The sequence below is a fragment of the Phenylobacterium sp. genome (assembly GCF_013911965.1).
GTDB lineage: Bacteria > Pseudomonadota > Alphaproteobacteria > Caulobacterales > Caulobacteraceae > Phenylobacterium.
In genome coordinates this window covers 53,453-73,618 of sequence record NZ_JACESE010000009.1, presented here as the reverse complement: position 1 = coordinate 73,618, position 20,166 = coordinate 53,453, and the positions used below count along the sequence as shown (strand labels likewise).

Below are 20,166 nucleotides of genomic sequence, written 5' to 3'. Positions count from 1 at the left end.
CCGCAAGCTAGGGCCGGGCCCACCCCGGCCAGGGAGGCATCATGTTGCGTCTGGCGCTCGGCGTCGTGGCCGGCCTGCTGGTCGGCGTTCTCGTCATCTTCGCGGTCGAGAGCGTGGGACACATGCTGTTCCCGCCGCCGGAGGGGATGAACCTGACCGACCCCCAGGCCATGCGTCAGGTGATGATGGTGATCCCCTGGCAGGCCAAGGCGATGGTCCTGATCGCCTGGTTCCTCGGCATTCTGGCGGGCGCCTCGACCGCCTGCCTGGTCGCCGGCCGCCGCGCCCTGGCCGGGCGGGTCACGGCGGCGCTGCTCTTCGCCTTCGCGGTGTGGACGATGATCTCCATCCCGCATCCCGCCTGGTTCGTGGTCGCCGCGGTGGTCGCCACACTGGCGGCGGCCTTCCTGGCCGACAAGGCGTTCGGCCGGGTCAGGGCCTAGTCGCCCGCCTCCGAAAGAAGTCCCTTGCGGATCATGATCTCCCGCTTGGAGTCCGGGATGCTGGAGACGTAGGCCAGCCGCACGCGCGGCGAGACCTTGCCTGCAGGCTCGATCGGCAGGTCGTCGGCCTCGGCGAAGGTGCGCCCCAGGAAGAAGAGCGGGTTGAGCGGGCGGTCGTCGGCGTCGCGGATCTCGAAGTGCAGATGCGGGCCGCTGGAGACGCCGGAGGAGCCGACCCGGGCCAGGGGCGCGCCGGCCTTCAGCGCGACGCCCGGGCGGATGGCCGCGTCGATGCGCCCCAGATGGCCATAGCGGGTGACCAGACCCTCGGCGTGCGTCAGCTCCACCATCTGGCCGTAGCCGGCGGCGTAGCCCGCGCGGGTGACGACCCCGTCGGCGGCGGCGAGCACGGGCTTGCCCGGATCGGCGGCGATGTCGACGCCCTCGTGCAGGCGGCCGGCGTCCTCCCAGGGCAGCCGGCGCAGGCCGAAGGGGGAATTGACCGTCTCCCCGGGCAGCGGGTGGCGGAAGGCGATCAGGACGGGCTCTTCTTCGGCCGCCGGCGTTGCGGCCGGCGCCGGCGGCGCGGCCGCCTTGCGCGGGATGGCGGCGTTGGCGGCGGTCAGGGCGGCGAGAGCGATCAGCCCCCCAAGGATCAATCCCGGCGCGCGGCGGCGGGCTTGGCCGTTCTCGGCCAGGCTCGTGTCGGTCAAGGGGCGGCGTCCCTGTCTGTTGTGCGGCGGAGGCGACGTCTTCTGACGGCGCAGCTCCGTGTGTCGGCGATCCGTTAGTCCGGCTGGGGTTAAGGAGTCTTCTCGACGCGAGCATGGCGGGCTTCGCCGTCAATTCGCCGCACCACGGCGCCGCTTGGGCGGCGCAATGACGAAGGGCCGCGCCCTGGCGGACGCGGCCCCTGACGGAGAAGAACGCGAGCGCGGTCTCAGAGCGACTTGAGGATGCCCTCGACCATCTTCTTGGCGTCGCCGAACAGCATCATGGTGTTGTCGCGGAAGAAGAGCTCGTTCTCCACGCCGGCATAGCCCGAGCTCATGCCGCGCTTCACGAAGAGCACCGTGCGCGCCTTCTCCACGTCGAGGATGGGCATGCCGTAGATGGGCGACTGCGGGTCGGTCTTGGCCGAAGGGTTGGTCACGTCGTTGGCGCCGATGACGAAGGCCACGTCGGCGGTGGAGAACTCCGAATTGATGTCCTCCAGTTCGAAGACCTCGTCATAGGGCACCTGGGCCTCGGCCAGCAGGACGTTCATGTGCCCGGGCATGCGGCCCGCGACCGGGTGGATGGCGTACTTCACGTCCACGCCCTCGGCCTTCAGCACGTCGGCCATTTCCCGCAGGGCGTGTTGGGCCTGGGAGACGGCCATGCCGTAGCCGGGGACGATGATGACCTTCGACGCGTTCTTCATGATGAAGGCCGCATCGTCGGCCGAACCCTGCTTGACCGGCCGGGTCTCCACCTTGCCGCCGGCGGCGGCCGCGGAGTCGTCGGCGCCGAAGCCGCCGAGGATCACCGAGATGAAGGAGCGGTTCATCCCCTTGCACATGATGTAGGAGAGGATGGCCCCCGAGGAGCCCACCAGGGCCCCGGTGATGATCAGGGTCGTGTTCTCCAGCGTGAACCCCAGCGCGGCGGCCGCCCAGCCGGAATAGGAATTCAGCATCGAAACGACGACGGGCATGTCGGCCCCGCCGATGGGGATGATCAGGGTCACGCCGATCAGCAGGGACAGGCCGAAGATCGCCCAGAAGGCCCAGATGGCCGAGCCGCCGCTCATCACCAGCACCACGACGAGGGCCACGATGGCGACGGCGATGGCGATGTTGAGCAGGTGCCGGGCCGGCAGGAGGATCGGCGCGCCGGACATGTTGCCGTTGAGCTTGGCGAAGGCGATGACCGAGCCGGTGAAGGTCACCGCGCCGATGGCCAGCCCCAGCGACAGCTCGATCAGGGACGCCCCGTGGATCGCGCCGGCGACGCCGATGCCATAGGCCTCGGGCGTGTAGATGGCGGCCACGGCCACGAGGCAGGCGGCCAGGCCCACCAGGCTGTGGAAGGCCGCCACCAGCTGCGGCATGGAGGTCATGGCGACCTTGCGCGCGATGACCGCCCCGACCCCGCCGCCGAGGGCCACGCCGCCGACGATGAGGGCCAGGGTCAGGCCGTCCAGCGCGCCCTGGCTGAAGAGGGTGGCCAGCACCGTGCCGACGGCGATGGCCATGCCGATCATGCCGTTGCGGTTGCCCGCCCGGCTGGTCTCCGGGCTGGAAAGCCCGCGCAGGGCCAGGATGAAGAGGACCCCGGAGACGAGGTAGAGGATGGCCGCGAGATTGGCGTTCATGGTGTTTGCCCCGAGCCCGCTCTACTTCTGCTTCTTCTTGTACATGGCGAGCATGCGCTGGGTGACCAGGAAGCCGCCGAAGATGTTGACCGCGGCCAGGGCCGCGGCCAGGGCGCCCGCCCCCTTGGAGATCATCACGCTGGAGGTCAGCTCGCCGCCCGCGCTGTGGGCCGCGGCGGCCAGCAGGGCGCCGACGATGATCACCGAGGAGATGGCGTTGGTGACGGCCATGAGCGGCGTGTGCAGGGCCGGCGTCACGCTCCAGACCACGTAGTAGCCCACGAAGACGGCGAGCACGAAGATCGCCAGGCGGAAGACGGTGGGATCGACAGCTTCCATGGGTCGTCCTCTCTCTCTTTCTCGTGTGGGCTCAGCCGGCCAGGGCGGGGTGGACCACCGCGCCGCCCTGGGTGACCAGGGCGGCCTTGAGGATCTCGTCCTCCAGGTCCGGGGCGAAGGCGCCTTCCTTGTCGAGGAAGAGGCCGGCGAAGGCGAACAGGTTGCGCGCGTAGAGGGCCGAGGCGTCGGCGGCGATGCGGCCGGGCAGGTTGGCGTAGCCGACGATCTTCACGCCGCCTTCGGTCTCGACCACCTCGCCGCGCTTGGAGCCGGCCACGTTGCCGCCCTGCTCCACGGCCAGGTCGACGATCACCGAGCCCGGGCGCATGGAGGCCGCCTGTTCGGCGCTGACCAGCCTGGGCGCCGGCCGGCCGGGGATCAGGGCCGTGGTGATGACGATGTCCTGCTTCCGGATGTGCTCGGAGACCAGCGCGGCCTGCTTGGCCTGATACTCCGGGCTCATCTCCTTGGCGTAGCCGGCGGCCGTCTCGGCGGCCTTGAACTCCTCGTCCTCGACGGCGACGAACTTGGCGCCCAGGCTCTCCACCTGCTCCTTGGCGGCGGGCCGGACATCGGTGGCGGTGACGACGGCGCCCAGACGGCGCGCCGTGGCGATGGCCTGCAGGCCGGCGACGCCGGCGCCCATGACGAAGACCTTGGCCGCGGCCACGGTGCCGGCGGCGGTCATCATCATCGGCATGACCTTGCCATAGGCGTTGGCCGCCTCGATCACCGCGCGATAACCGGCGAGGTTGGCCTGGGAGGACAGCACGTCCATCACCTGGGCCCGGGTGATCCGCGGCACGAACTCCATGGTGAAGGCGCGAACCCCCTTGGCGGCCAGCGCCTGCAGGGTTTCCTTGTCCTGGTGCGGATTGAGCATGCCGACGACGATGGCGTCGGCCTTCAGCGCGGCGATCTCCTCGGCCACTGGCCCGCGGACCTTGAAGAGGATGTCCGCCTTGCCGATGGCGGCCGCCGGATCGGACGCCATCTCGGCGCCTGCGGCGGCGTAGTCGGCGTCGGGATAGGAGGAGGGCGCGCCGGCGCCGGCCTCGACCACCACCGAATAGCCGGCGGCGATCAGCTTCTTCACCGTGTCCGGCGTGGCGGCGACACGCGTCTCGCCGGCCTGACGTTCCTTCGTGACGGCGATGACTGGCATGCCCTGATCCCCCGGTGATGAAGCCGGCGGACCTTAGGGAGGTTGTCGGCGCCTTGTCCAGAAGCCGATCAGCGATTTTCGAACAGGCGTTTGAACTGATCGCCGTTCATGGGAGGCCGCCATGCGATGCGAAAGGCTCCGCCGGACCCGACGGAGCCTTGATCGTGCGACAGCCGCGCCGGACGGGCGCTAGTGCGCCGCAGCCGCCTCCGGCTTGGCGCGCAGGACCAGGACGCCGATCACGGTGACCACCACGGCCGAGGCCGCCGCGCCGATGAAGCCCGCGCCGGTGCAGAAGAAGAGCGTCAGAAAGAGCACGCCCGCGATCACGGCCAGGGATCCCCACTTGGTCAGGCCGATGAACAGGTCGAAAGTCGCCTTCTGTTCGTGGATGTCCATTTCGCCGCGGTGATAGTCGGAAGCCTGTTCGCCCATGGCGGCCGGTCTCTCTGTCTTGCGAAGATCCAATTTCAAGCGGTGCTACACGAGAGCGCGCCGACGCTCAAGACGGCCAGACCGCGAGCAATGCGCGCAGGGCCGCGACCAGGGCGAGGGGCTGATCGACCATGACGTGATGGTTCGAATCCGGGATGGCGATCTCGATCAGGTCCTTCGGCAGCGGGCTCGGCTGGCCGTCCTGCCGGCGCGCGATCACCTGCGAGTCGGCGCCGTAGATGTGGGCGAGCGGCGTCGTGACCTTGGGGGGCGCCTCGGTGACGAAGGCGTTCATGGCGCTGCGGTCGAGCTTGTTCCACATGGACGGATCGAACATCCAGGTCCAGCCCTCGCCCGAACCGTCCTCCAGCGGCGCCCGCTTCAGAGAGCGGCGGGCGATGAAGTCGGCGACGAAGAGGTTGCCCGGCGCCTGGGGCGGCATGAAGCGGAAGCGCGCCAGCGCCGCGGCCAAGGTCGGATAGACGCGCTTGGGCCGGTCGGGCGTGGGGATGTTGCGGACCTGCGCCATCCGGCGCTCCATCTCCTCCCGCTCCTTGGGCGGCGGACCGCCGAAGCCGGTGTCGACCATCACCGCCGCATGCATGCGCTCGGGATGCTTGACCGCCGCATAGAAGACCTGCGAGCCGCCGAAGGAGTGGCCGACATAGATCGGCTTGCGGCCGCCCTCATAGAGGCCCGTCGCGCGGGCCACGGCCTCGGCGTCCTCGGCGAAGTCCTGGAAGGAGTAGGTCTCGCGCCAGTCCGAGGCGCCCATGCCGGCCAGCGACATGGAGGCGATGCGGAAGTCGTCGGCCAGGAACGGGGCGATGAAGCTCCACCAGTCGGCGTGCGCGCTGTTGCCGTGGACCAGCAGCAGGCCGGGCTTGCCCACCTCGCCCCAGGTCAGCACCTCGATCCTGCTGCCCAGGGAGGTGACGAAGCCGCGCTCCGGCTCCTGGGCGATGGCGTCTTCGAACCACTTGGGCGCCGGCGGCGCCTCGCCGTTGAAGGGCAGGAGAGGCGCCTGAACCTCGGGCGGCAGTTCGCCCGGCTCGGTGTGGACGGGACGGTCGTCCTCGAACTCGGCGACGGCCTTGGCGTCCTGGGGCTTGGTCTGATCGGTCATGGTGTTCAAGCCTGCGCCGCCTGGCGGTCGCCGGGCTTGCGCGCGATGTTGCGCAGGCCCTTGAAGACGCCGGTTCCCGTCATGAGCGTCCGGTCGGCGCACCAGATGCGGCCGCGGACGGTGAAGATGTCGTCCTGCTCGGAGATGATCTCGCTCGAGCCCTCGACCCAGTCGCCCATCTGGGCGCCGGAGAGGAAGTCGGTGGTCAGGCGGACGGTCACCCAGCCCATCTGCCGCTGGTTGGACACCACCCGGCCCCAGGCCATGTCGGCGAAGCTCATCAGCATGCCGCCGTGGCAGTTGTTCATGCCGTTGGCGTGATGCTCCTCCACCCGGAAGGCCATGACCTCCACGTTCGTCGCCTCGTCGCGCTTGGAATAGAAGGGCCCGACCGTCCGGCCGAAGCCGCGCTGCCAGAGGTTGATGACGTAGCCGTCCGGAACGACGGCGGCCTGCACGGGTGTGAGATCATCGGACATGGGCAAGCTGACTAACGCCCGTTTGAGAAATGACAAGGCTTGACCGCCGGGCGCGGCCCCCTCGCAAGACCGTTTGACGGCCGATGGGGGCGCAATAGTCTCCTGCGATGCTCAAGCTCGCGCCGCCCGCCGCCGTCCTCGCCCTCGCCCTCGGCGCCCTGCCCGTCCAGGCCGAACCCGCCGCCGACGCCCTTTTCTGGGGCGGCCCGATCCACACCGGGGCGCAAGCCTCCCCCACCGCCCAGGCGGTGGCGGTGAAGGATGGTCGGATCGTCTTCGTCGGCGACCGCGCCGGCGCCGAGGCGCTGCGCGGCGAGGAGACGCAGGTCGTCGACCTGGGGGGCGCGGCCCTGTTCCCCGGCTTCGTCGACGGGCACGCCCACCTGCGGGGGATCGGCGAACGGGAGCTGACCCTGAACCTGGAGGGCTCTGTCTCGGCGGCGCAGGCCATGGAGCGTCTCGCCGAACATCTGAAAACGGCGCCGGCGGAGGGGACGGTGGTCGGCCGCGGCTGGATCGAGACCGGCTGGCCGGAGGGGCGTTTCCTGAACCGGCAGGACCTCGACGCCGTCGCGCCCGACCGGCCGGTGTTGCTGATCCGCGCCGATGGGCATGCGCTCGTGGCCAACAGCGCCGCCCTGGCGGCCGCCGGGATCGACGCGACGACGACCGCGCCCGAGGGCGGCGAAATCCTGAAGGACGAAGACGGCGCGCCGACGGGCATGCTGATCGACAACGCCATGGGCCTGGTGGCGAAGCTGAACACGGGCCCGACCGAGGCGCAGAAGCTCGCCGCCTATCGCGCCGCCTTCGCCGTCGAGACCCGCTACGGCTGGACCGGGGTCCACAATATGAGCGTCGACTTCGCCGATGTTCCCCTGCTGGAGGCGATGGCGGCCCAGGGCCAGGCGCCGATGCGCGTCTACAACGCCGTGGACCTGGAGAGCGCCGGGCCGCTGCTTAAGTCCGGTCCGCGCCCCGGCTCGGACGGCCGGATCGTCACCCGCGCCGTCAAGCTCTACATCGACGGCGCGCTCGGCTCGCGCGGGGCGGCGCTGCACGAGCCCTATGCCGACGCGCCCCACAGCCGCGGCATGCTGGTGAGCGATCCGGCGGAGGTGGCCAAGGCGCTGGCGCGGGCCAAGGACGCCGGCGTGCAGGTGGCCACTCACGCCATCGGCGACCGCGGCAACACCGTCGTGCTGGATCTCTACCAGGACGCCTTCAGGGACGATCCGCACGCCGCCGGGCTCGCCCGCTGGCGGATCGAACACGCCCAGATCATCCGTCCCGGCGAGATCGAACGCTTTGCGGACCAGCAGGTGATCGCCTCCATGCAGCCGAGCCACGCCATCGGCGACCTCCACTTCGCACCCGCCCGCCTGGGCATGGCGCGGCTGGACGGCGCCTATGCGTGGAAGAGCCTGGAGGACGCCGGCGCCCTCGTCGTGGGCGGGTCCGACGCGCCGGTGGAGCGGGGCGATCCGCTGATCGAGTTCTACGCCGCCGTGGCGCGCAAGGACCTGAAGGGCTTTTCCGCCGAAGGCTGGCGCCCGGAGGAGGCGCTGAGCCGGCCCGCCGCGCTCGCCCTCTTCACCACGGCCCCGGCCTACGCCGCCTTCGCCGAGGACGAACTCGGGACCATCGAGGTCGGCAAACGCGCGGACTTCAGCGCCTTCTCCGTCGACCTGATGAGCGCTCCGGTCGAAGAGATCCCCAAAGGCCGCGCCGTCCTGACGGTGGTGGACGGTCAGATCGTTTACGACGGCCGCTGAGGCTCAGGGCGCGAAGGTGCGGGCCACGAGCTCCACGGCCCCGCCGAGCGCCTCGGCCAGCGCATTCGTCCGTAGACTGACAGACACCGGCCCGCCGGCGATCCGCCAGCCGGGGACGGTGACGTCGTAGGCGGCGAGAAGGCGGGGATCGGCGAGGATCTCAACCTCCCGGCGCTCGCCCGGCGCGAGCTCGAGCCGCGCCCATCCGATCAGGCGCAGGGTCTCGCGGCCGTCGGCGCCGGCCACGCGGGCGTAGAGCTGCGGAACCGCCACGCCCGGGCGCTCGCCCACATTGGCTGCGACGAAGCGGGCGCGCACCGTCTCGCCGCCCTCCAGCCTCAGGTCCTCGAAGGCGAAGCGCGTATACGAAAGGCCGAATCCGAAGGGAAAGAGGACGTCCTTCCCCTCGCGGTCGAACCAGCGGTAGCCCACGGCCGCGCCCTCCGGATGGTCGATGGAGAAGCGGCCCTTGTGCTGCTGCACGTTCGGATAGGAGGTGGGGATGGTCTTCCCCTCCTCCGGCGGGCCGAAGATCATGCCGGGCACCTGCGGCCGCGGCAGGTCGTCGGTCGACTTCGGATAGGTGATCGGCAGGCGGCCGGCGGGCTCGGCCTCGCCGAACAGCAGGCGCGCCATGGCCTCGCCCCCCTTCGAGCCCGAATACCAGGCCTGCAGCACGCCCTGGACGTCCTCGAGCCAGGGCATGGTCACCGGCCCGCCGGTCTCCAGCACCACCACCGTGCGCGGATTGGCCGAGGCGACGGCGGCGATCAGGGTGTGCTGGTCGTTCGGCAGGGCGAGCGTCGGGACGTCCTCGGCCTCGGTCGTCCACTGCTCGGCGAAGACGATGGCCACGTCCGCCTGACCCGCGATGGCCATGGCGGCGGCCAGGTCCTGGCCGTCGGCATAGAGGGCCTCGCCGGCCCGTGCGGCGATGGCCGCCAGCGGCGCGGACGGATGATAGGTGATGCGGGAGAAGGCCGAGGACGGCCCGATCTCCACCGGAATCTCCAGCGACGGTCCGCCCACCGGGATGACCTGCGAGGAGCCGCCGCCGGAGAGGACGCCCACATCGGCGTGGCCGCCGATGACCGCGACCTTCACGCCCGGCTGCAGCGGCAGCAGATCGCCCTCGTTCTTCAGCAGCACGCAGCCGGCCTCGGCGGCCGCCTGGGCGACGGCCTCGTGTGCGGCGTAGTCGATCTCCGCCCGTTCGCACGGCCGGTCGAGGAAGCCGCGGGCGATCAGGCTGCGCAGGATGCGATGGGCCATGTCGGCCAGCCGCTCGAACGGGACTTCGCCCGCCTCGACCGCCGCCTTCAGCAGGGCGCCGAAATAGACCTGCTTGTCGAGCTGGTAGCCGGACTCCTGGTCGAGGCCGGCCAGCGCCGCCTTGGCCGTGGAGTGGCAGCCGCCCCAGTCGGACATGACCCAGCCGGGATAGGCCCAGTCGCCCTTCAGCACCCGGTTCAGCAGGAAGTCGTTTTCGCCGCACCAGTCGCCGTTCACCCGGTTGTAGGCGCTCATCACCGAGCCCGGCTCGCCGCGCTCGATGGCGATCTGGAAGGCCAGCAGATCGCTTTCGCGCAGCGCCGCCTCGTCGATGCGGACATCGACCACATGGCGGCAGGTCTCCTGGTCGTTGAGCGCGAAGTGCTTGACCGTGCAGACGATGTCGTTCGACTGGGCGCCGGCGACGGCCTCGCCGCAGAGCACGCCGGCCAGCAGCGGATCCTCGCCCAGATATTCGAAATTGCGGCCGCAGCGCGGCTCGCGCGTCAGGTTCACACCGCCGCCCAGCAGGACGTTGAAGCCCTTGGCGCGCGCCTCGGCGCCGACCATGGCCCCGGCCTGACGGGCGAGTTCGGGGCTCCAGGTCGATGCGAGCGCCAGGCCCGACGGCAGCGCCGTGGCGCCGTCGCCTTCCCGCACCTTGCGGGGATTGGCCACGCCGAGGCTCGCATCGGTGGCGTTCTGAGCCGGGACGCCCAGCCGCGGCACGCCGGGGACATAGCCCGCCCCGCGGGCGGCGTCGGTCGGGACCTCATCCAGCAGGTTGGGCATGGGGCCGTGGACGAGGCCGATCAGCTCGTCCAGCGTCATGGCCGCGATCAGCAGGTCGGCGCGCTCGTCAGGGGAGCGGGCAGGGTCCATCCACGGCCGGTTCTCGGCTTGGCTCATTGCGTCCATTTCCTCCCGCGCCCGTGCGTCGGGCGCTTATCGTCCGTCTACGGACGTATTGTCAGACCAGGGCCTCGAACTCGTCGACCAGCCGCTCGATCTGGGTCATGCCGGCGGCCCAGAAGGCCTTCTCCCGCGGGTTCAGGCCGAAGGGCTTGAGCGCCTCCACATAGGTCCGCGAGCCGCCGGCGGCGAGCAGGTCCTCGTAGAGCGGGGCGAAGCCCTTGGGGTCCTCCCGCCGCTTCTCCATCAGGCCGCGCACCAGCAGGTCCCCGAAGGCGTAGGCATAGACGTAGAAGGGGGCGTGGGCGAAGTGGCTGACATAGGCCCAGTAGTGCTCGTAGCCCGGATTGAGCCTGATCGCAGGGCCGAGGCTCTCGCCCATGACGTCAAGCCAGATCTCCGAGATCTGCTCGGGCGCCAGCTCGCCCTGCAGGCGGGCCGCGTGAAAGGCCGTCTCGAACTTGTGGAAGGCGATCTGGCGCACCACGGTGTTGAGCCCGTCCTCGATCTTGCCGGCCAGCAGGCCGCGCCGCTCCTCGTCGCTGGCGCTCTCCAGCAGGCGCTCGAAGACCAGGCCCTCGCCGAAGATGGAAGCGGTCTCGGCCAGGGTCAGCGGCGTGTCGGCCAGCAGGGTGCCGAGCGGCGCGCAGAGGGTCTGGTGGACGGCGTGGCCGAGTTCATGGGCGAGGGTCAGCACGTCCCGGCGCTCGCCCATATAGTTCATGAAGACATAGGGGTGCCGGTCGGCCGCCACGGGGTGCGAATAGGCCCCCGACTGCTTGCCCGCGCGCGGGCGGGCATCGATCCAGGGCTGGCTGAAGAAGGTCTGGGCGGTGTCGGCGAAACGCGGGGCGAGCGCGGCGAAGGACTCCAGCACCATGGCCTGGGCCTCGTCCCAGCCGTAGGTCCGCGGCGGGGCGCTGTCGAGCGGCGCATTGCGGTCCCAGTAGTCGAGCTTCTTGCGGCCCATGACCTTGGCCTTGAGCGCATAGTAGCGATGGCTGACGGCGGGATAGGCCTCGGTCACCGCCTCCACCAGGGCTTCGACCGCGTCGGCGTCCACCTCATTGGCCAGGTGGCGCGAGGCCGCAGGGCTGGCGTACTTGCGCCAGCGGTCGTCCACCTGCTTCTCGAAGGCGAGCGTGTTGAGGCAGAGCGCCAGCGTCGGCGTCCGCTCCTCCAGCGCCTTGGCCAGGCCTTGCGCCGCGCGCTTGCGCTGAGCGGCGTCGGGGTCGGAGAGGCGGTTCAGCGCCTCGGGCAGGGTCAGCGTTTCGGTCCCCACCTTGGCGGTCAGACGGGCCAGGGTTTCGTCATAGAGGCGCACCCAGTTGGCCACGGCCGGGCCGCGGTCGACCATCATCCGCTCCAGATCGGCCGACAGCTCGTGCGGGCGCGACAGGCGCACGCGCCGCAGCCACGGCCGCCAACGGGCCGCCGGGGCGTGGGCCGACAGCGCAGCCTCGAGCTCGGCCTCCTCCAGCTCGTTGATCTCCAGCGTGAAGAAAAGGGTCTCGGCGGCGATCATCGCCGCCTTGGCGCGGAAGTCGGCCTCGAACTTCGACCAGGCCGGATCGTTGCGCGCCGTGCTCGACGACAGCGAGGCATAGGCGCCGACGCCGTAGAGGGCGTTGGTCCCGATCTCATAGAGGCCGATCGTCTCGTCCAGCCGCCGGCCGAGCGTCTCCGGTTCGGCGCGGGCGGCGACGAGCTGGCCCTTATAGGCGGCCAGGTCTTCGGCGGCCTTGCGGGCCTTGCCGAGGTCGGCCTCGATCTGCGGGTCGTCGCGCCCGACATAGAGGTCGTCGAGGCGCCACTGGGGCAGGGTGTCGGTCTTCACGGGAGCGTTCATGGGGCCGATCTAATCACGCCCTGCGACGCGCGCCACCACCTCTCGCCACGGAAGGCTCAGAGCCGCGTCGTCGCCAGCAGGATCGAGGTCTCGGTCGCCGAGATGCCGGGGATGCGGCGGACGCCGTCCAGCAGTTCGCTGAACTCGCCCAGGCTGCCGGTGTCCAGTTCGGCGACCAGGTCCCACCGGCCGTTGGTGGTGTGGACCGCCACCACCTCGGGAAAGCCGTGCAGGCCGCGCAGCACCCGCGGTCCGCTCTCCCCCTCCACGGCGATGGTCATGATGGCGCGGACACGCTGAGCCTCCACGTCGGGGCGGGTGCGGACGGTGAAGCCCTGGATTTCGCCGCGCTCGCGCATGCGGTCGATGCGGTTCTGCACCGTCCCGCGCGAGACCTTGAGCTGGGCGGCCAGCGCCGCGACGGGCGCACGGGCGTCGGCGCGCAGCAGGGCCAGCAGGCGGCGGTCGAGTTCATCCATATCGTCAGCCCCTCCTGTCGAAACGCCAGATATTCGATCAAAACTATTACGCTCTGCTGCTTTTCGCTAGCGCGACCGCCGCCCAGACTCAGGGTCCCAGCGTGAGTTCAAGGGAGGCCCGCCATGCGCAAGCCGCACTACCTGATGACCGACCCGGCCCACTTCGAGGTGTGCTACCAGATCAATCCGTGGATGGATCCCTCGGTCTGGCGGGCTGACGAGAGCGCCTGCGAGCGCGCCTTCGCCGCTTCGGCGGAGCTGCGGGCCGCCATCGAGGCCATGGGCGCGAAGGTCGACATGATCCCGGCCGAGGCCGGCCTGCCCGATCTCGTCTTCCCGGCCAATGCGGCCACTGTGCTCGACGGCCGCGCCCTGATGGCCCGTTTCGCCCATCCCGAACGGCGCGGCGAGGAGGCCCCCTTCCTGAAGGCCTTCCAGGCCCTGCGGGACCGAGGCCTGCTGAAGGAAGTGGCCGAGTTGCCCGACGGCGTGGTGCACGAAGGCGCCGGCGATGCGCTCTGGGACAAGGGCCGCGATCTCTTCTTCGGCGGTTACGGCCAGCGCTCGACCAAGGAAGGCCTCGACGCGGTCGCCGACTTCTTCGGCAAGGAGGTGGTGGCCCTCGAACTGGCCACGCCGCACTTCTACCACCTCGACACCTGCATGCGGCCGCTCGACGGCGGCCACATCCTCTACTACCCGCCGGCCTTCACCGATCAGGCCCTGAAGACCCTGCGCGAGCGCGTCGCGCCCGACATGCTGATCGAGGCCGACAAGGCCGACGCCGAGGCCCTGTGCGTCAACGCGGTCAACCTCGGCGAGACGGTGGTGATGGCCAAGGCCCCGCCGGCCCTGAAGGCCAAGCTGGAGGCCAAGGGCTATCGCCTGGTCGAGGTCGACCTCTCCCCCTTCATCATGTCCGGCGGCGCGGCCTTCTGCATGACGCTGCGCCTGGACGTCAGCTCGCAACCCGCCCCCGCGCTCGCCGCCGCCGAATAGTCCAGGAGGACGCCATGACCGACGCCGCCATCCTCGAACGCCCCCGCCTCGCCACCGCCGACGACTACATCTCTGTGGAGGCCCGTCTGGGCGCCAAGAACTACAAGCCCCTCGACGTCGTGCTCAGCCGCGGCGAAGGCGTCTATGTCTGGGACGTCGACGGCAAGCGCTATCTCGACGCGCTCTCGGCCTATTCGGCCGTCAACCAGGGCCACTGCCATCCGAAGATCCTGGAGGCCATGGTCGAGCAGGCGAAGAAGCTGACGCTCACCAGCCGCGCCTTCCGCAACGACCAGCTCGCCCTCTTCTATGAAGAGATCTGCGCGCTCACCAACTCCCACAAGGCGTTGCCGATGAACTCCGGCGCCGAGGCCGTGGAAAGCGCCCTGAAGGTCGCCCGCAAGTGGGGCTATCAGGTCAAGGGCGTGCCGGCCGACAGGGCCGAGGTGATCGTCTGTTCGGAGAACTTCCATGGCCGGACGCTGGCCATCGTCGGCTTCTCCACCGACGACCAGGCCCGCGGCGGCTTCGGCCCCTTCGCCCCGGGCTTCAAGGTCGTCCCGTTCGGCGACGCGGGGGCCCTGGAGGCCGCGATCACCGAGAATACGGTCGCCTTTCTGGTCGAGCCGATCCAGGGCGAGGCCGGCGTCATCATCCCGCCGGCCGGCTATCTGAAGACCGCCCGCGAGCTTTGCACCAGGCACAACGTCATCTTCATTCTGGACGAGATCCAGACCGGCCTCGGCCGCACCGGCAAGCTGCTGGCTGAGCAGCACGAGGGCGTCGAGGCCGACCTGACCCTGGTGGGCAAGGCGCTGTCGGGCGGTTTCTATCCGGTCTCGGCCGTGCTCTCGAACGACGAGGTTCTGGGCGTGCTGAAGCCCGGGGAGCACGGCTCCACCTTCGGCGGCAATCCGCTGGCCTGCGCCGTGGCCCGTGCGGCCCTGCGGGTGCTGGTGGAGGAAGGCATGGTCGAGAACGCCGCAAGGGTGGGCGAGCGGCTGAAGGCCTCGCTCGCCGGCATCCGCCATGACGCCATCAAGGAGGTGCGCGGCCGGGGCCTGATGCTGGCCGTCGAGCTGCACGCCGAAGCCGGCGGCGCCCGCCGCGTCTGCGAGAATCTCCAGCGCCGCGGCCTCCTCTGCAAGGAGACCCACGACCACACCATCCGCATCGCGCCGCCGCTGATCCTGACCGACGACCAGGCCGACTGGATCGCCGAGCAGTTCGACGCCGCCCTCCGCGACTGAGCGGCGGCGGCTACTTCGCCCCGGCCGAGGGCGGGACCGGCGTCCCGCCCTTGCGCGCCTCGGCGAGCACATAGGCGCGGACGTCCTCGGCCTGCTGCGGCGTGAGGAAGCGGGAGAAGCTGGCCATGCCGCGGGGCGCCAGCGCCCCGTCGATCAGCACCGAACGCCAGCTCTCCTCCGACAGCAGCATCTGCGAGCGCTTCAGGTCGGGGAGGAACCGGCCCGAGACGTTGGGCCCGTGGCAGACCTGGCAGTACTGCTGGAAGGTCGCAAAGCCGGCCTTGGGATCGCCTGACGAGGTCACGCCCGCCAGATCGAGCGCCGGCTGTCCGGGCATGTCATAGGCCGGCGCCTGCGCCTTGCCGCCCAGCTTGAAGACCAGCAGCCGCCCCGGCAGGCGCGAGCGGTCCGGCAGCAGGGCCGGCGATGAGAGCGCGCCCGCCCCGCCATAGCCGACCATCAGGGCCACGTACTGCTCGCCGTCCACCTCGTAGGTCGAGGGCGGGGCGATGACGCCGTTGACCGTCTCGTAGGACCAGAGCTTGTCGCCGGTGGCCGCGTGATAGGCCGCGAACTGCCCCTCGGCCGCGCCCTGGAAGACCAGCCCGCCGGCCGTGGTCAGCACGCCCGCGTTCCAGAAGAAGGGATGCTCGACGGTCCAGCGGGCCTTCTGCGCCACGGGATCCCAGGCGATCAGCTGGCCCTTCACCATGGCCTTCAGCGCCGCCATCTGGGCCGCGTCGTCGGGCAGGGAATTGGCCAGGAAGTCGGTGCCCACGTTCCAGCCGCCGGGCCGATGCCTGTAGGCCGCGTCGCTCACATAGGCGAAGGGCACGACCTGGGCGGGGATGTAGACCAGCCCGGTCTGCGGGTTGAAGGCCATGGGGTGCCAGTTGTGCGCCCCAAACGGCGCGGGGACCTGCAGCGAGGGCGCGTTGCGATAGCGGGCGCCGGGAGTCTCGATCGGCCGGCCGGTGGCCTTGTCCACGCCGCTCGCCCAGGTGATCGGGACATAGGGCTCGGCCGAGATCAGCTCGCCGGTCGCCCGGTCGAGCACATAGAAGAAGCCGTTCTTCGGCGCCTGCATCAGCACCTTGCGCGGCGCCCCGTTCACCGTCAGGTCGGCCAGGATGATGTGCTGGGTCGCCGTATAGTCCCAGCTTTCGCCGGGCGTCGTCTGATAGTGCCAGACGTACTCGCCGGTGTCGGGCTTGAGCGCCAGGATCGAGGAGACGAAGAGGTTGTCGCCCTTGCCGTCCGAACGCTTCTGGTGGTTCCAGGGCGTGCCGTTGCCGACGCCCACATAGAGAAGGTCCAGCGCCGGATCATAGGCCATGGCGTCCCAGACCGTCGCCCCGCCGCCGGTCTTCTTCCAGCCGTCCCCGAACCAGGTGGGGCCGGCCAGATCGGCCAGGATGCGGTCTGACGCCGCCCCGTCGGCTTTCCCCTCCGGATTGGGCGCGGTGTAGAACCGCCAGACGAGGTCGCCGCTCTGCGCGTCGTAGGCCGAGAGGTAGCCGCGCACGCCGTACTCGGCGCCGCCATTGCCGATCAGCACCTTGCCCTTGATGACCCGCGGGGCCCCCGTGATCGTGTAGGGCTTGGCCTCATCGGTGGTCTGGACCGACCAGACGACCTCGCCCGTGCCGGCGTCCAGCGCGATAAGACGCCCGTCGAGCGCGCCCACATAGACCTTGCCGCCCCACACCGCGACGCCGCGGTTGACCACGTCGCAGCACGCGTCGAAGCCCTTCTCGCCCGGCACCTGCGGATCGTACGACCACAGCAGTTCGCCCGACTTTGCGTTGAAGGCGTAGACCTTGGACCAGGCCGTGGTGGTGTAGAGCACGCCATCGACCACCAGGGGCGTCGCCTCCTGTCCGCGGTCGGTGTCGAACTCGTGGAACCAGGCCAGGCCCAGTTCGCCGACGCTCTCGGTGTTGATCTGATCGAGCGGGCTGAACCGCTGCTCGGAATAGGAGCGGCCGTAGGAGAGCCACTCGCCATTGCCGTCGGCCGCCTCCAGCCGGGCCTGGTCGACGGCGCCCGGCTCGGGCCGGTCCTGACAGGCGGTGAGCAGGCCCGCGCAGGCGAGCGCGAGCAGAGCGATCCTGGTCTTCATGCGGCCCTCCCCGGCCGGCCGTGTCTCCGGCCTTTCGGCCACTATGGCCCCGCTCGGCGGCGAGGTGAACCGTGACGCTAGGGCGCCTGCGGGCGGCGCGGCCGGTCTGCGAAGGCGGCGGCCAGCGTCACGGCGAGATAGGCCCCGAGGGCCGACAGCCCCATGCCGGCCGCCCCGCCTTCCGCCGGCAGCAGCATGGCGACGATCTGCAGGGCGACCAGGAAGCCCAGGAAGACCACCGGAGCGCGCCAGCCCTGCCCTTCCACGCCGCGGCGCCAGCCCCAGGCGGCGGCGGCCATGGCGATCAGCCCGATCTCCAGCGCCTGTTCGGGGACCGGATGGTTCCAGAGCGCGAAGCCGACCTTGGGCCCGCCGAACCAGAGGCGAGGTCGGGCCGATGGACGATCAGGTCGAGCAGCCAGTGCGAGAAGACCACCGCCCCCAGCATCCCGGCCGCCACGGCCGGCAGGCGCAGCAGGAAGCGTGCGGCCGCCGCCGCGCCGACGGACCACAGCACCGCCGCCGGCAGGCTGTGGGTGTAGGGCATGTGCTCCAGGACGAGGGCGCTGCCCGGCAGATCGGGATCGAGGCTGAGCCGCTCCACGCCGGCGATGACGAGGCCGCCCCAGGCCACGTCCACCAGCTGGGCGGCGAGCGCATAGGTCCAGAGCGGCGCGCGCGGCTCGGCCGCCCTGGCGGCGATCGCCGCCGCATAGTGTCCGACGAACATGGGCGGCCCTCCCCGGCCTTTTCGCCGAGCTTACCCTTCATCGCCGCCAGCGCCAGCGGCGCTCGGAGGCCTGCGGCGCCTGCGGCCGGCGGTCGCGGCGTTAACCCCCGACTCAGGTCTGCGAAACCCTGCCTTTACCCCGCCCCTGTATCAAAGCCGGACAAATGAGCCCCGCACGAAGAGGCGGGCGTCCGATCCAGGTGGGTGTGTCCGAATGACCAAGACCGTTCTCGTCGTCGACGATGATCCGACGCAGCGCCGGCTGATCCAGGCGGTTCTGGAGCGCGACGGTTTCGCCGTGGCGCAGGCCGAATCCGGCGATGCGGCCATCGATCACCTGACGGCGGGCGCCAAGGCCGACATCATCCTGCTCGACCTCGTCATGCCCCGCCTGTCGGGCCAGGACACGCTGAAGGAGCTGCGCGCTCGCGGCTTTTCCCAGCCGGTGATCGTGGTCACCGCCCAGGGCGGCATCGACACCGTGGTCCAGGCCATGCAGGCCGGCGCCTGCGACTTCTTCGTCAAGCCGGCCAGCCCGGAACGCATCATCGTCTCCATCCGCAACGCGCTCTCCATGGGCGACCTGCGCGGCGAGGTGGACCGGCTGAAGAAGCACAAGACCGGCCGCTTCACCTTCGCCGACATGGTGGGAAGCTCTCCCGCCATGGCGCTGGTCAAGCGCATGGGCGAACGCGCGGCCAAGTCGGCCATCCCGATCCTGATCACCGGCGAAAGCGGCGTCGGCAAGGAGGTCATCGCCCGCGCCGTCCACGGCTCCTCCGATCGCGCCGGCAAGCCCTTCGTGGCGGTCAACTGCGGCGCCCTGCCCGAGAACCTGGTCGAGTCCATCCTCTTCGGTCACGAGAAGGGCAGTTTCACCGGCGCCACGGACAAGCACCTGGGCAAGTTCCAGGAGGCCAATGGCGGCACCCTGTTCCTCGACGAGGTGGGCGAGCTGCCGCTGGACATGCAGGTCAAGCTGCTGCGCGCCCTGCAGGAAAGCGAGATCGATCCCGTGGGGTCGAAGCGGTCGGTCAAGGTCGATGTGCGCATCGTCTCGGCCACCAACCGCGACCTGTCCCAGGCGGTGGCCGAGGGCCGCTTCCGCGAGGACCTCTTCTATCGCCTGAACGTCTTCCCCATCGAGGCCCCGGCCCTGCGCGAGCGCAAGGAGGACATTCCGGCCCTGGTCGACCACTTCGTCCGCCGCTTCAATGTGGAGGAGGGCAAGAAGGTGGTGGGCTGCGCGCCCGAGACCCTGGCCTTCCTGACGGCGCACGACTGGCCGGGCAATGTCCGCCAGCTGGAGAACGCGGTCTATCGGGCCATCGTCCTGTCGGACGCGCCCTATCTGCAGCCTTACGACTTCCCGGCCATTTCGGGGGTCGTGGCCCCGCCGCCGGAAACGGCGTCCGCCCCGGCCGCCAGCCAGCCGATCTCGCCCCAGGCCGCTCAGGAACTGCTGGCCGAGCTGCCGGCCGAGGCGCCGGTGCGGATCCTCGACGACCGAGGCCATCTGCGCACCCTGGAGGAGATCGAGCGCGACCTCATCCAGCTCGCCATCGAAATCTATGCCGGCCACATGAGCGAGGTGGCCCGACGCCTCGGCATCGGCCGCTCCACCCTCTATCGCAAGGTCCGAGAGCAGGGGCTCGACGGCGTCCTCAAGGCCGAGGGCGACGAGGGCGAAACCGAGGCGGCTTAAAGACCCTCCACGCCCGTTCTCGTCATGCTCGCCCCTGTGGCGAGCGTCCCTGTGGCGAGCATCCCTGTCGAGGGCGGGCGCGAGCGGCGCGAGGGCTTCCCGGCGCAAGGCCGAGAATGACGGTTGAGGGTGGACGAAGGCGCCCGCCTACTCCCCATCCTCGCGCGTCTTCCGCCGGAACCCGCGCCTCGCCATGGGCTTCTTCTCGCCCTTGGCCTTGGCGGCGATCTCCTTGAGCTTGACGTGCTGCAGGGCCGACAGGGCCTGGCCGGCCGCGCCCTTTTCGGGGTCTCCGAAGGCGCGGCCGTAGGTCTTCACGCGGTCCTCGACCGAGCCGAGGAACTCGCCCTCCCAGTCGGAGAGCTCCACCCCGCGGCGGTCGGCCTCGCGGCGGGCGCGCTTGAGCGCGTTCAGCGCCGCCCGCTTGGCCTGTTCGCGGGGATCTGGCGGCTTTCGCTTCAAATCTCTCCGAGCGCCGAGAGGTAGAGGTCGAGGATCGCCTCCTCCTCCTGCCGCTTGGCGCGGTCCTGCTTGCGCAGGCGCACCACCTTGCGCAGCACCTTGACGTCGAAGCCGTTGCCCTTGGCCTCGGCGAAGACCTCCTTGATCTGCTCGGAGACCTCGGCCTTTTCCTGCTCCAGGCGCTCGATGCGCTCGATGATGGATTTCAGCTGTCCCTGGGCGGTGGTGTTGAGAACGTCGAGGTGGGCGCTGTCGTCGGCCATGGGAA

Annotated in this window: 20 protein-coding genes; 5 read left to right on the top strand and 15 right to left on the bottom strand. The window is 70.3% G+C overall.

Translation table 11 applies throughout. The annotated features are described in order from the left end of the window. Window positions 1-41: 41 nt before the first annotated feature. Window positions 42-443 carry a hypothetical protein gene (locus H2041_RS10840; protein ID WP_293412513.1) on the top strand — a complete coding sequence of 134 codons (402 nt, stop codon included), beginning with the start codon at window positions 42-44 and terminating at the stop codon, window positions 441-443. Here the strand turns inward: H2041_RS10840 and H2041_RS10835 are convergent. From H2041_RS10835 to H2041_RS10805, 7 genes are all read right to left on the bottom strand, one after another. Beyond that, window positions 440-1,156: a M23 family metallopeptidase gene (locus H2041_RS10835; RefSeq protein ID WP_293412511.1), complete on the bottom strand. Its 717-nt coding sequence runs from the start codon at window positions 1,154-1,156 to the stop codon at window positions 440-442. The two genes, H2041_RS10840 and H2041_RS10835, sit on opposite strands and share 4 nt — an antisense overlap. Window positions 1,157-1,383: 227 nt before the next feature. Next, window positions 1,384-2,799, bottom strand: a complete 1,416-nt coding sequence (locus tag H2041_RS10830; protein ID WP_293412509.1) for an NAD(P)(+) transhydrogenase (Re/Si-specific) subunit beta — start codon at window positions 2,797-2,799, stop codon at window positions 1,384-1,386. A 21-nt stretch (window positions 2,800-2,820) separates the two neighbouring features. After that, window positions 2,821-3,138 carry a proton-translocating transhydrogenase family protein gene (locus tag H2041_RS10825; protein ID WP_293412507.1) on the bottom strand — a complete coding sequence of 106 codons (318 nt, stop codon included), beginning with the start codon at window positions 3,136-3,138 and terminating at the stop codon, window positions 2,821-2,823. A 31-nt stretch (window positions 3,139-3,169) separates the two neighbouring features. Beyond that, window positions 3,170-4,303, bottom strand: a complete 1,134-nt coding sequence (locus H2041_RS10820) for a Re/Si-specific NAD(P)(+) transhydrogenase subunit alpha (RefSeq protein ID WP_293412505.1) — start codon at window positions 4,301-4,303, stop codon at window positions 3,170-3,172. A 189-nt stretch (window positions 4,304-4,492) separates the two neighbouring features. After that, complete coding sequence (locus tag H2041_RS10815; protein ID WP_293412503.1) at window positions 4,493-4,738, bottom strand: aa3-type cytochrome c oxidase subunit IV; 246 nt, start codon at window positions 4,736-4,738, stop codon at window positions 4,493-4,495. Between the two features lie 67 nt (window positions 4,739-4,805). Next, the gene (locus H2041_RS10810; RefSeq protein WP_293412501.1) at window positions 4,806-5,864 is read right to left on the bottom strand and encodes an alpha/beta hydrolase; all 1,059 of its coding nucleotides are present in this window, start codon (window positions 5,862-5,864) and stop codon (window positions 4,806-4,808) included. Window positions 5,865-5,869: 5 nt separating this feature from the next. After that, the gene (locus H2041_RS10805; protein WP_293412499.1) at window positions 5,870-6,343 is read right to left on the bottom strand and encodes a PaaI family thioesterase; all 474 of its coding nucleotides are present in this window, start codon (window positions 6,341-6,343) and stop codon (window positions 5,870-5,872) included. Between the two features lie 107 nt (window positions 6,344-6,450). Here H2041_RS10805 and H2041_RS10800 point away from each other — a divergent pair, with 107 nt between their 5' ends. Further along, the gene (locus tag H2041_RS10800; protein ID WP_293412497.1) at window positions 6,451-8,118 is read left to right on the top strand and encodes an amidohydrolase; all 1,668 of its coding nucleotides are present in this window, start codon (window positions 6,451-6,453) and stop codon (window positions 8,116-8,118) included. 3 nt (window positions 8,119-8,121) lie between these two features. On the opposite strand, the gene H2041_RS10795 is transcribed toward H2041_RS10800, so the two are convergent. The 3 genes from H2041_RS10795 to H2041_RS10785 form a co-directional block, all read right to left on the bottom strand. Beyond that, the gene (locus H2041_RS10795) at window positions 8,122-10,299 is read right to left on the bottom strand and encodes a beta-glucosidase (protein WP_293412495.1); all 2,178 of its coding nucleotides are present in this window, start codon (window positions 10,297-10,299) and stop codon (window positions 8,122-8,124) included. A gap of 61 nt (window positions 10,300-10,360) precedes the next feature. Continuing rightward, complete coding sequence (locus H2041_RS10790; protein ID WP_293412493.1) at window positions 10,361-12,151, bottom strand: M3 family oligoendopeptidase; 1,791 nt, start codon at window positions 12,149-12,151, stop codon at window positions 10,361-10,363. Window positions 12,152-12,207: 56 nt separating this feature from the next. Further along, entirely contained in the window at window positions 12,208-12,630 is a 423-nt protein-coding gene (locus tag H2041_RS10785; protein WP_293412491.1) for an Lrp/AsnC family transcriptional regulator, read from the bottom strand. Window positions 12,631-12,753: 123 nt separating this feature from the next. On the opposite strand from H2041_RS10785, the gene H2041_RS10780 reads away from it, so the two are divergent. Beyond that, window positions 12,754-13,629, top strand: a complete 876-nt coding sequence (locus H2041_RS10780; protein WP_293412489.1) for a dimethylarginine dimethylaminohydrolase family protein — start codon at window positions 12,754-12,756, stop codon at window positions 13,627-13,629. 14 nt (window positions 13,630-13,643) lie between these two features. Then, window positions 13,644-14,879: an ornithine--oxo-acid transaminase gene (gene rocD / locus H2041_RS10775; RefSeq protein WP_293412487.1), complete on the top strand. Its 1,236-nt coding sequence runs from the start codon at window positions 13,644-13,646 to the stop codon at window positions 14,877-14,879. Between the two features lie 10 nt (window positions 14,880-14,889). Here the strand turns inward: rocD and H2041_RS10770 are convergent, their stop codons facing one another. The 3 genes from H2041_RS10770 to H2041_RS10760 form a co-directional block, all read right to left on the bottom strand. Beyond that, on the bottom strand, window positions 14,890-17,001 hold the full coding sequence (locus H2041_RS10770; RefSeq protein WP_293412485.1) for a PQQ-dependent dehydrogenase, methanol/ethanol family: 2,112 nt from the start codon (window positions 16,999-17,001) through the stop codon (window positions 14,890-14,892). A 77-nt stretch (window positions 17,002-17,078) separates the two neighbouring features. Then, window positions 17,079-17,300 (bottom strand): hypothetical protein, encoded by a 222-nt coding sequence (locus H2041_RS10765; protein ID WP_293412483.1) that lies wholly within the window; start codon window positions 17,298-17,300, stop codon window positions 17,079-17,081. A 5-nt stretch (window positions 17,301-17,305) separates the two neighbouring features. After that, a complete protein-coding gene (locus H2041_RS10760; protein WP_293412481.1) occupies window positions 17,306-17,731 on the bottom strand; it encodes a hypothetical protein in 426 nt (141 codons plus the stop codon). Window positions 17,732-17,945: 214 nt separating this feature from the next. Here H2041_RS10760 and H2041_RS10755 point away from each other — a divergent pair, with 214 nt between their 5' ends. After that, window positions 17,946-19,436, top strand: coding sequence for a sigma-54 dependent transcriptional regulator (locus H2041_RS10755; RefSeq protein WP_293412479.1), 1,491 nt, complete (start codon window positions 17,946-17,948; stop codon window positions 19,434-19,436). 147 nt (window positions 19,437-19,583) lie between these two features. Here H2041_RS10755 and H2041_RS10750 read toward each other — a convergent pair whose 3' ends face one another. Then, the gene (locus tag H2041_RS10750) at window positions 19,584-19,898 is read right to left on the bottom strand and encodes a hypothetical protein (RefSeq protein ID WP_293412477.1); all 315 of its coding nucleotides are present in this window, start codon (window positions 19,896-19,898) and stop codon (window positions 19,584-19,586) included. Then, on the bottom strand, window positions 19,895-20,161 hold the full coding sequence (locus tag H2041_RS10745) for a DUF2312 domain-containing protein (protein WP_293412475.1): 267 nt from the start codon (window positions 20,159-20,161) through the stop codon (window positions 19,895-19,897). Before H2041_RS10745 ends, H2041_RS10750 begins: the two co-directional genes overlap by 4 nt. Between the last annotated feature and the right edge of the window lie 5 nt (window positions 20,162-20,166).

Coding starts and splice junctions, on each gene's coding strand:
- H2041_RS10840 (WP_293412513.1), top strand. CDS start 42: ATGTTGCGTCTGGCGCTCGGCGTCGTGGCCGGCCTGCTGGTCGGCGTT.
- H2041_RS10830 (WP_293412509.1), bottom strand. CDS start 2,799: ATGAACGCCAATCTCGCGGCCATCCTCTACCTCGTCTCCGGGGTCCTC.
- H2041_RS10825 (WP_293412507.1), bottom strand. CDS start 3,138: ATGGAAGCTGTCGATCCCACCGTCTTCCGCCTGGCGATCTTCGTGCTC.
- H2041_RS10820 (WP_293412505.1), bottom strand. CDS start 4,303: ATGCCAGTCATCGCCGTCACGAAGGAACGTCAGGCCGGCGAGACGCGT.
- H2041_RS10815 (WP_293412503.1), bottom strand. CDS start 4,738: ATGGGCGAACAGGCTTCCGACTATCACCGCGGCGAAATGGACATCCAC.
- H2041_RS10810 (WP_293412501.1), bottom strand. CDS start 5,864: ATGACCGATCAGACCAAGCCCCAGGACGCCAAGGCCGTCGCCGAGTTC.
- H2041_RS10805 (WP_293412499.1), bottom strand. CDS start 6,343: ATGTCCGATGATCTCACACCCGTGCAGGCCGCCGTCGTTCCGGACGGC.
- H2041_RS10800 (WP_293412497.1), top strand. CDS start 6,451: ATGCTCAAGCTCGCGCCGCCCGCCGCCGTCCTCGCCCTCGCCCTCGGC.
- H2041_RS10795 (WP_293412495.1), bottom strand. CDS start 10,299: ATGAGCCAAGCCGAGAACCGGCCGTGGATGGACCCTGCCCGCTCCCCT.
- H2041_RS10790 (WP_293412493.1), bottom strand. CDS start 12,151: ATGAACGCTCCCGTGAAGACCGACACCCTGCCCCAGTGGCGCCTCGAC.
- H2041_RS10785 (WP_293412491.1), bottom strand. CDS start 12,630: ATGGATGAACTCGACCGCCGCCTGCTGGCCCTGCTGCGCGCCGACGCC.
- H2041_RS10780 (WP_293412489.1), top strand. CDS start 12,754: ATGCGCAAGCCGCACTACCTGATGACCGACCCGGCCCACTTCGAGGTG.
- rocD (WP_293412487.1), top strand. CDS start 13,644: ATGACCGACGCCGCCATCCTCGAACGCCCCCGCCTCGCCACCGCCGAC.
- H2041_RS10770 (WP_293412485.1), bottom strand. CDS start 17,001: ATGAAGACCAGGATCGCTCTGCTCGCGCTCGCCTGCGCGGGCCTGCTC.
- H2041_RS10765 (WP_293412483.1), bottom strand. CDS start 17,300: ATGGCCGCCGCCGCCTGGGGCTGGCGCCGCGGCGTGGAAGGGCAGGGC.
- H2041_RS10760 (WP_293412481.1), bottom strand. CDS start 17,731: ATGTTCGTCGGACACTATGCGGCGGCGATCGCCGCCAGGGCGGCCGAG.
- H2041_RS10755 (WP_293412479.1), top strand. CDS start 17,946: ATGACCAAGACCGTTCTCGTCGTCGACGATGATCCGACGCAGCGCCGG.
- H2041_RS10745 (WP_293412475.1), bottom strand. CDS start 20,161: ATGGCCGACGACAGCGCCCACCTCGACGTTCTCAACACCACCGCCCAG.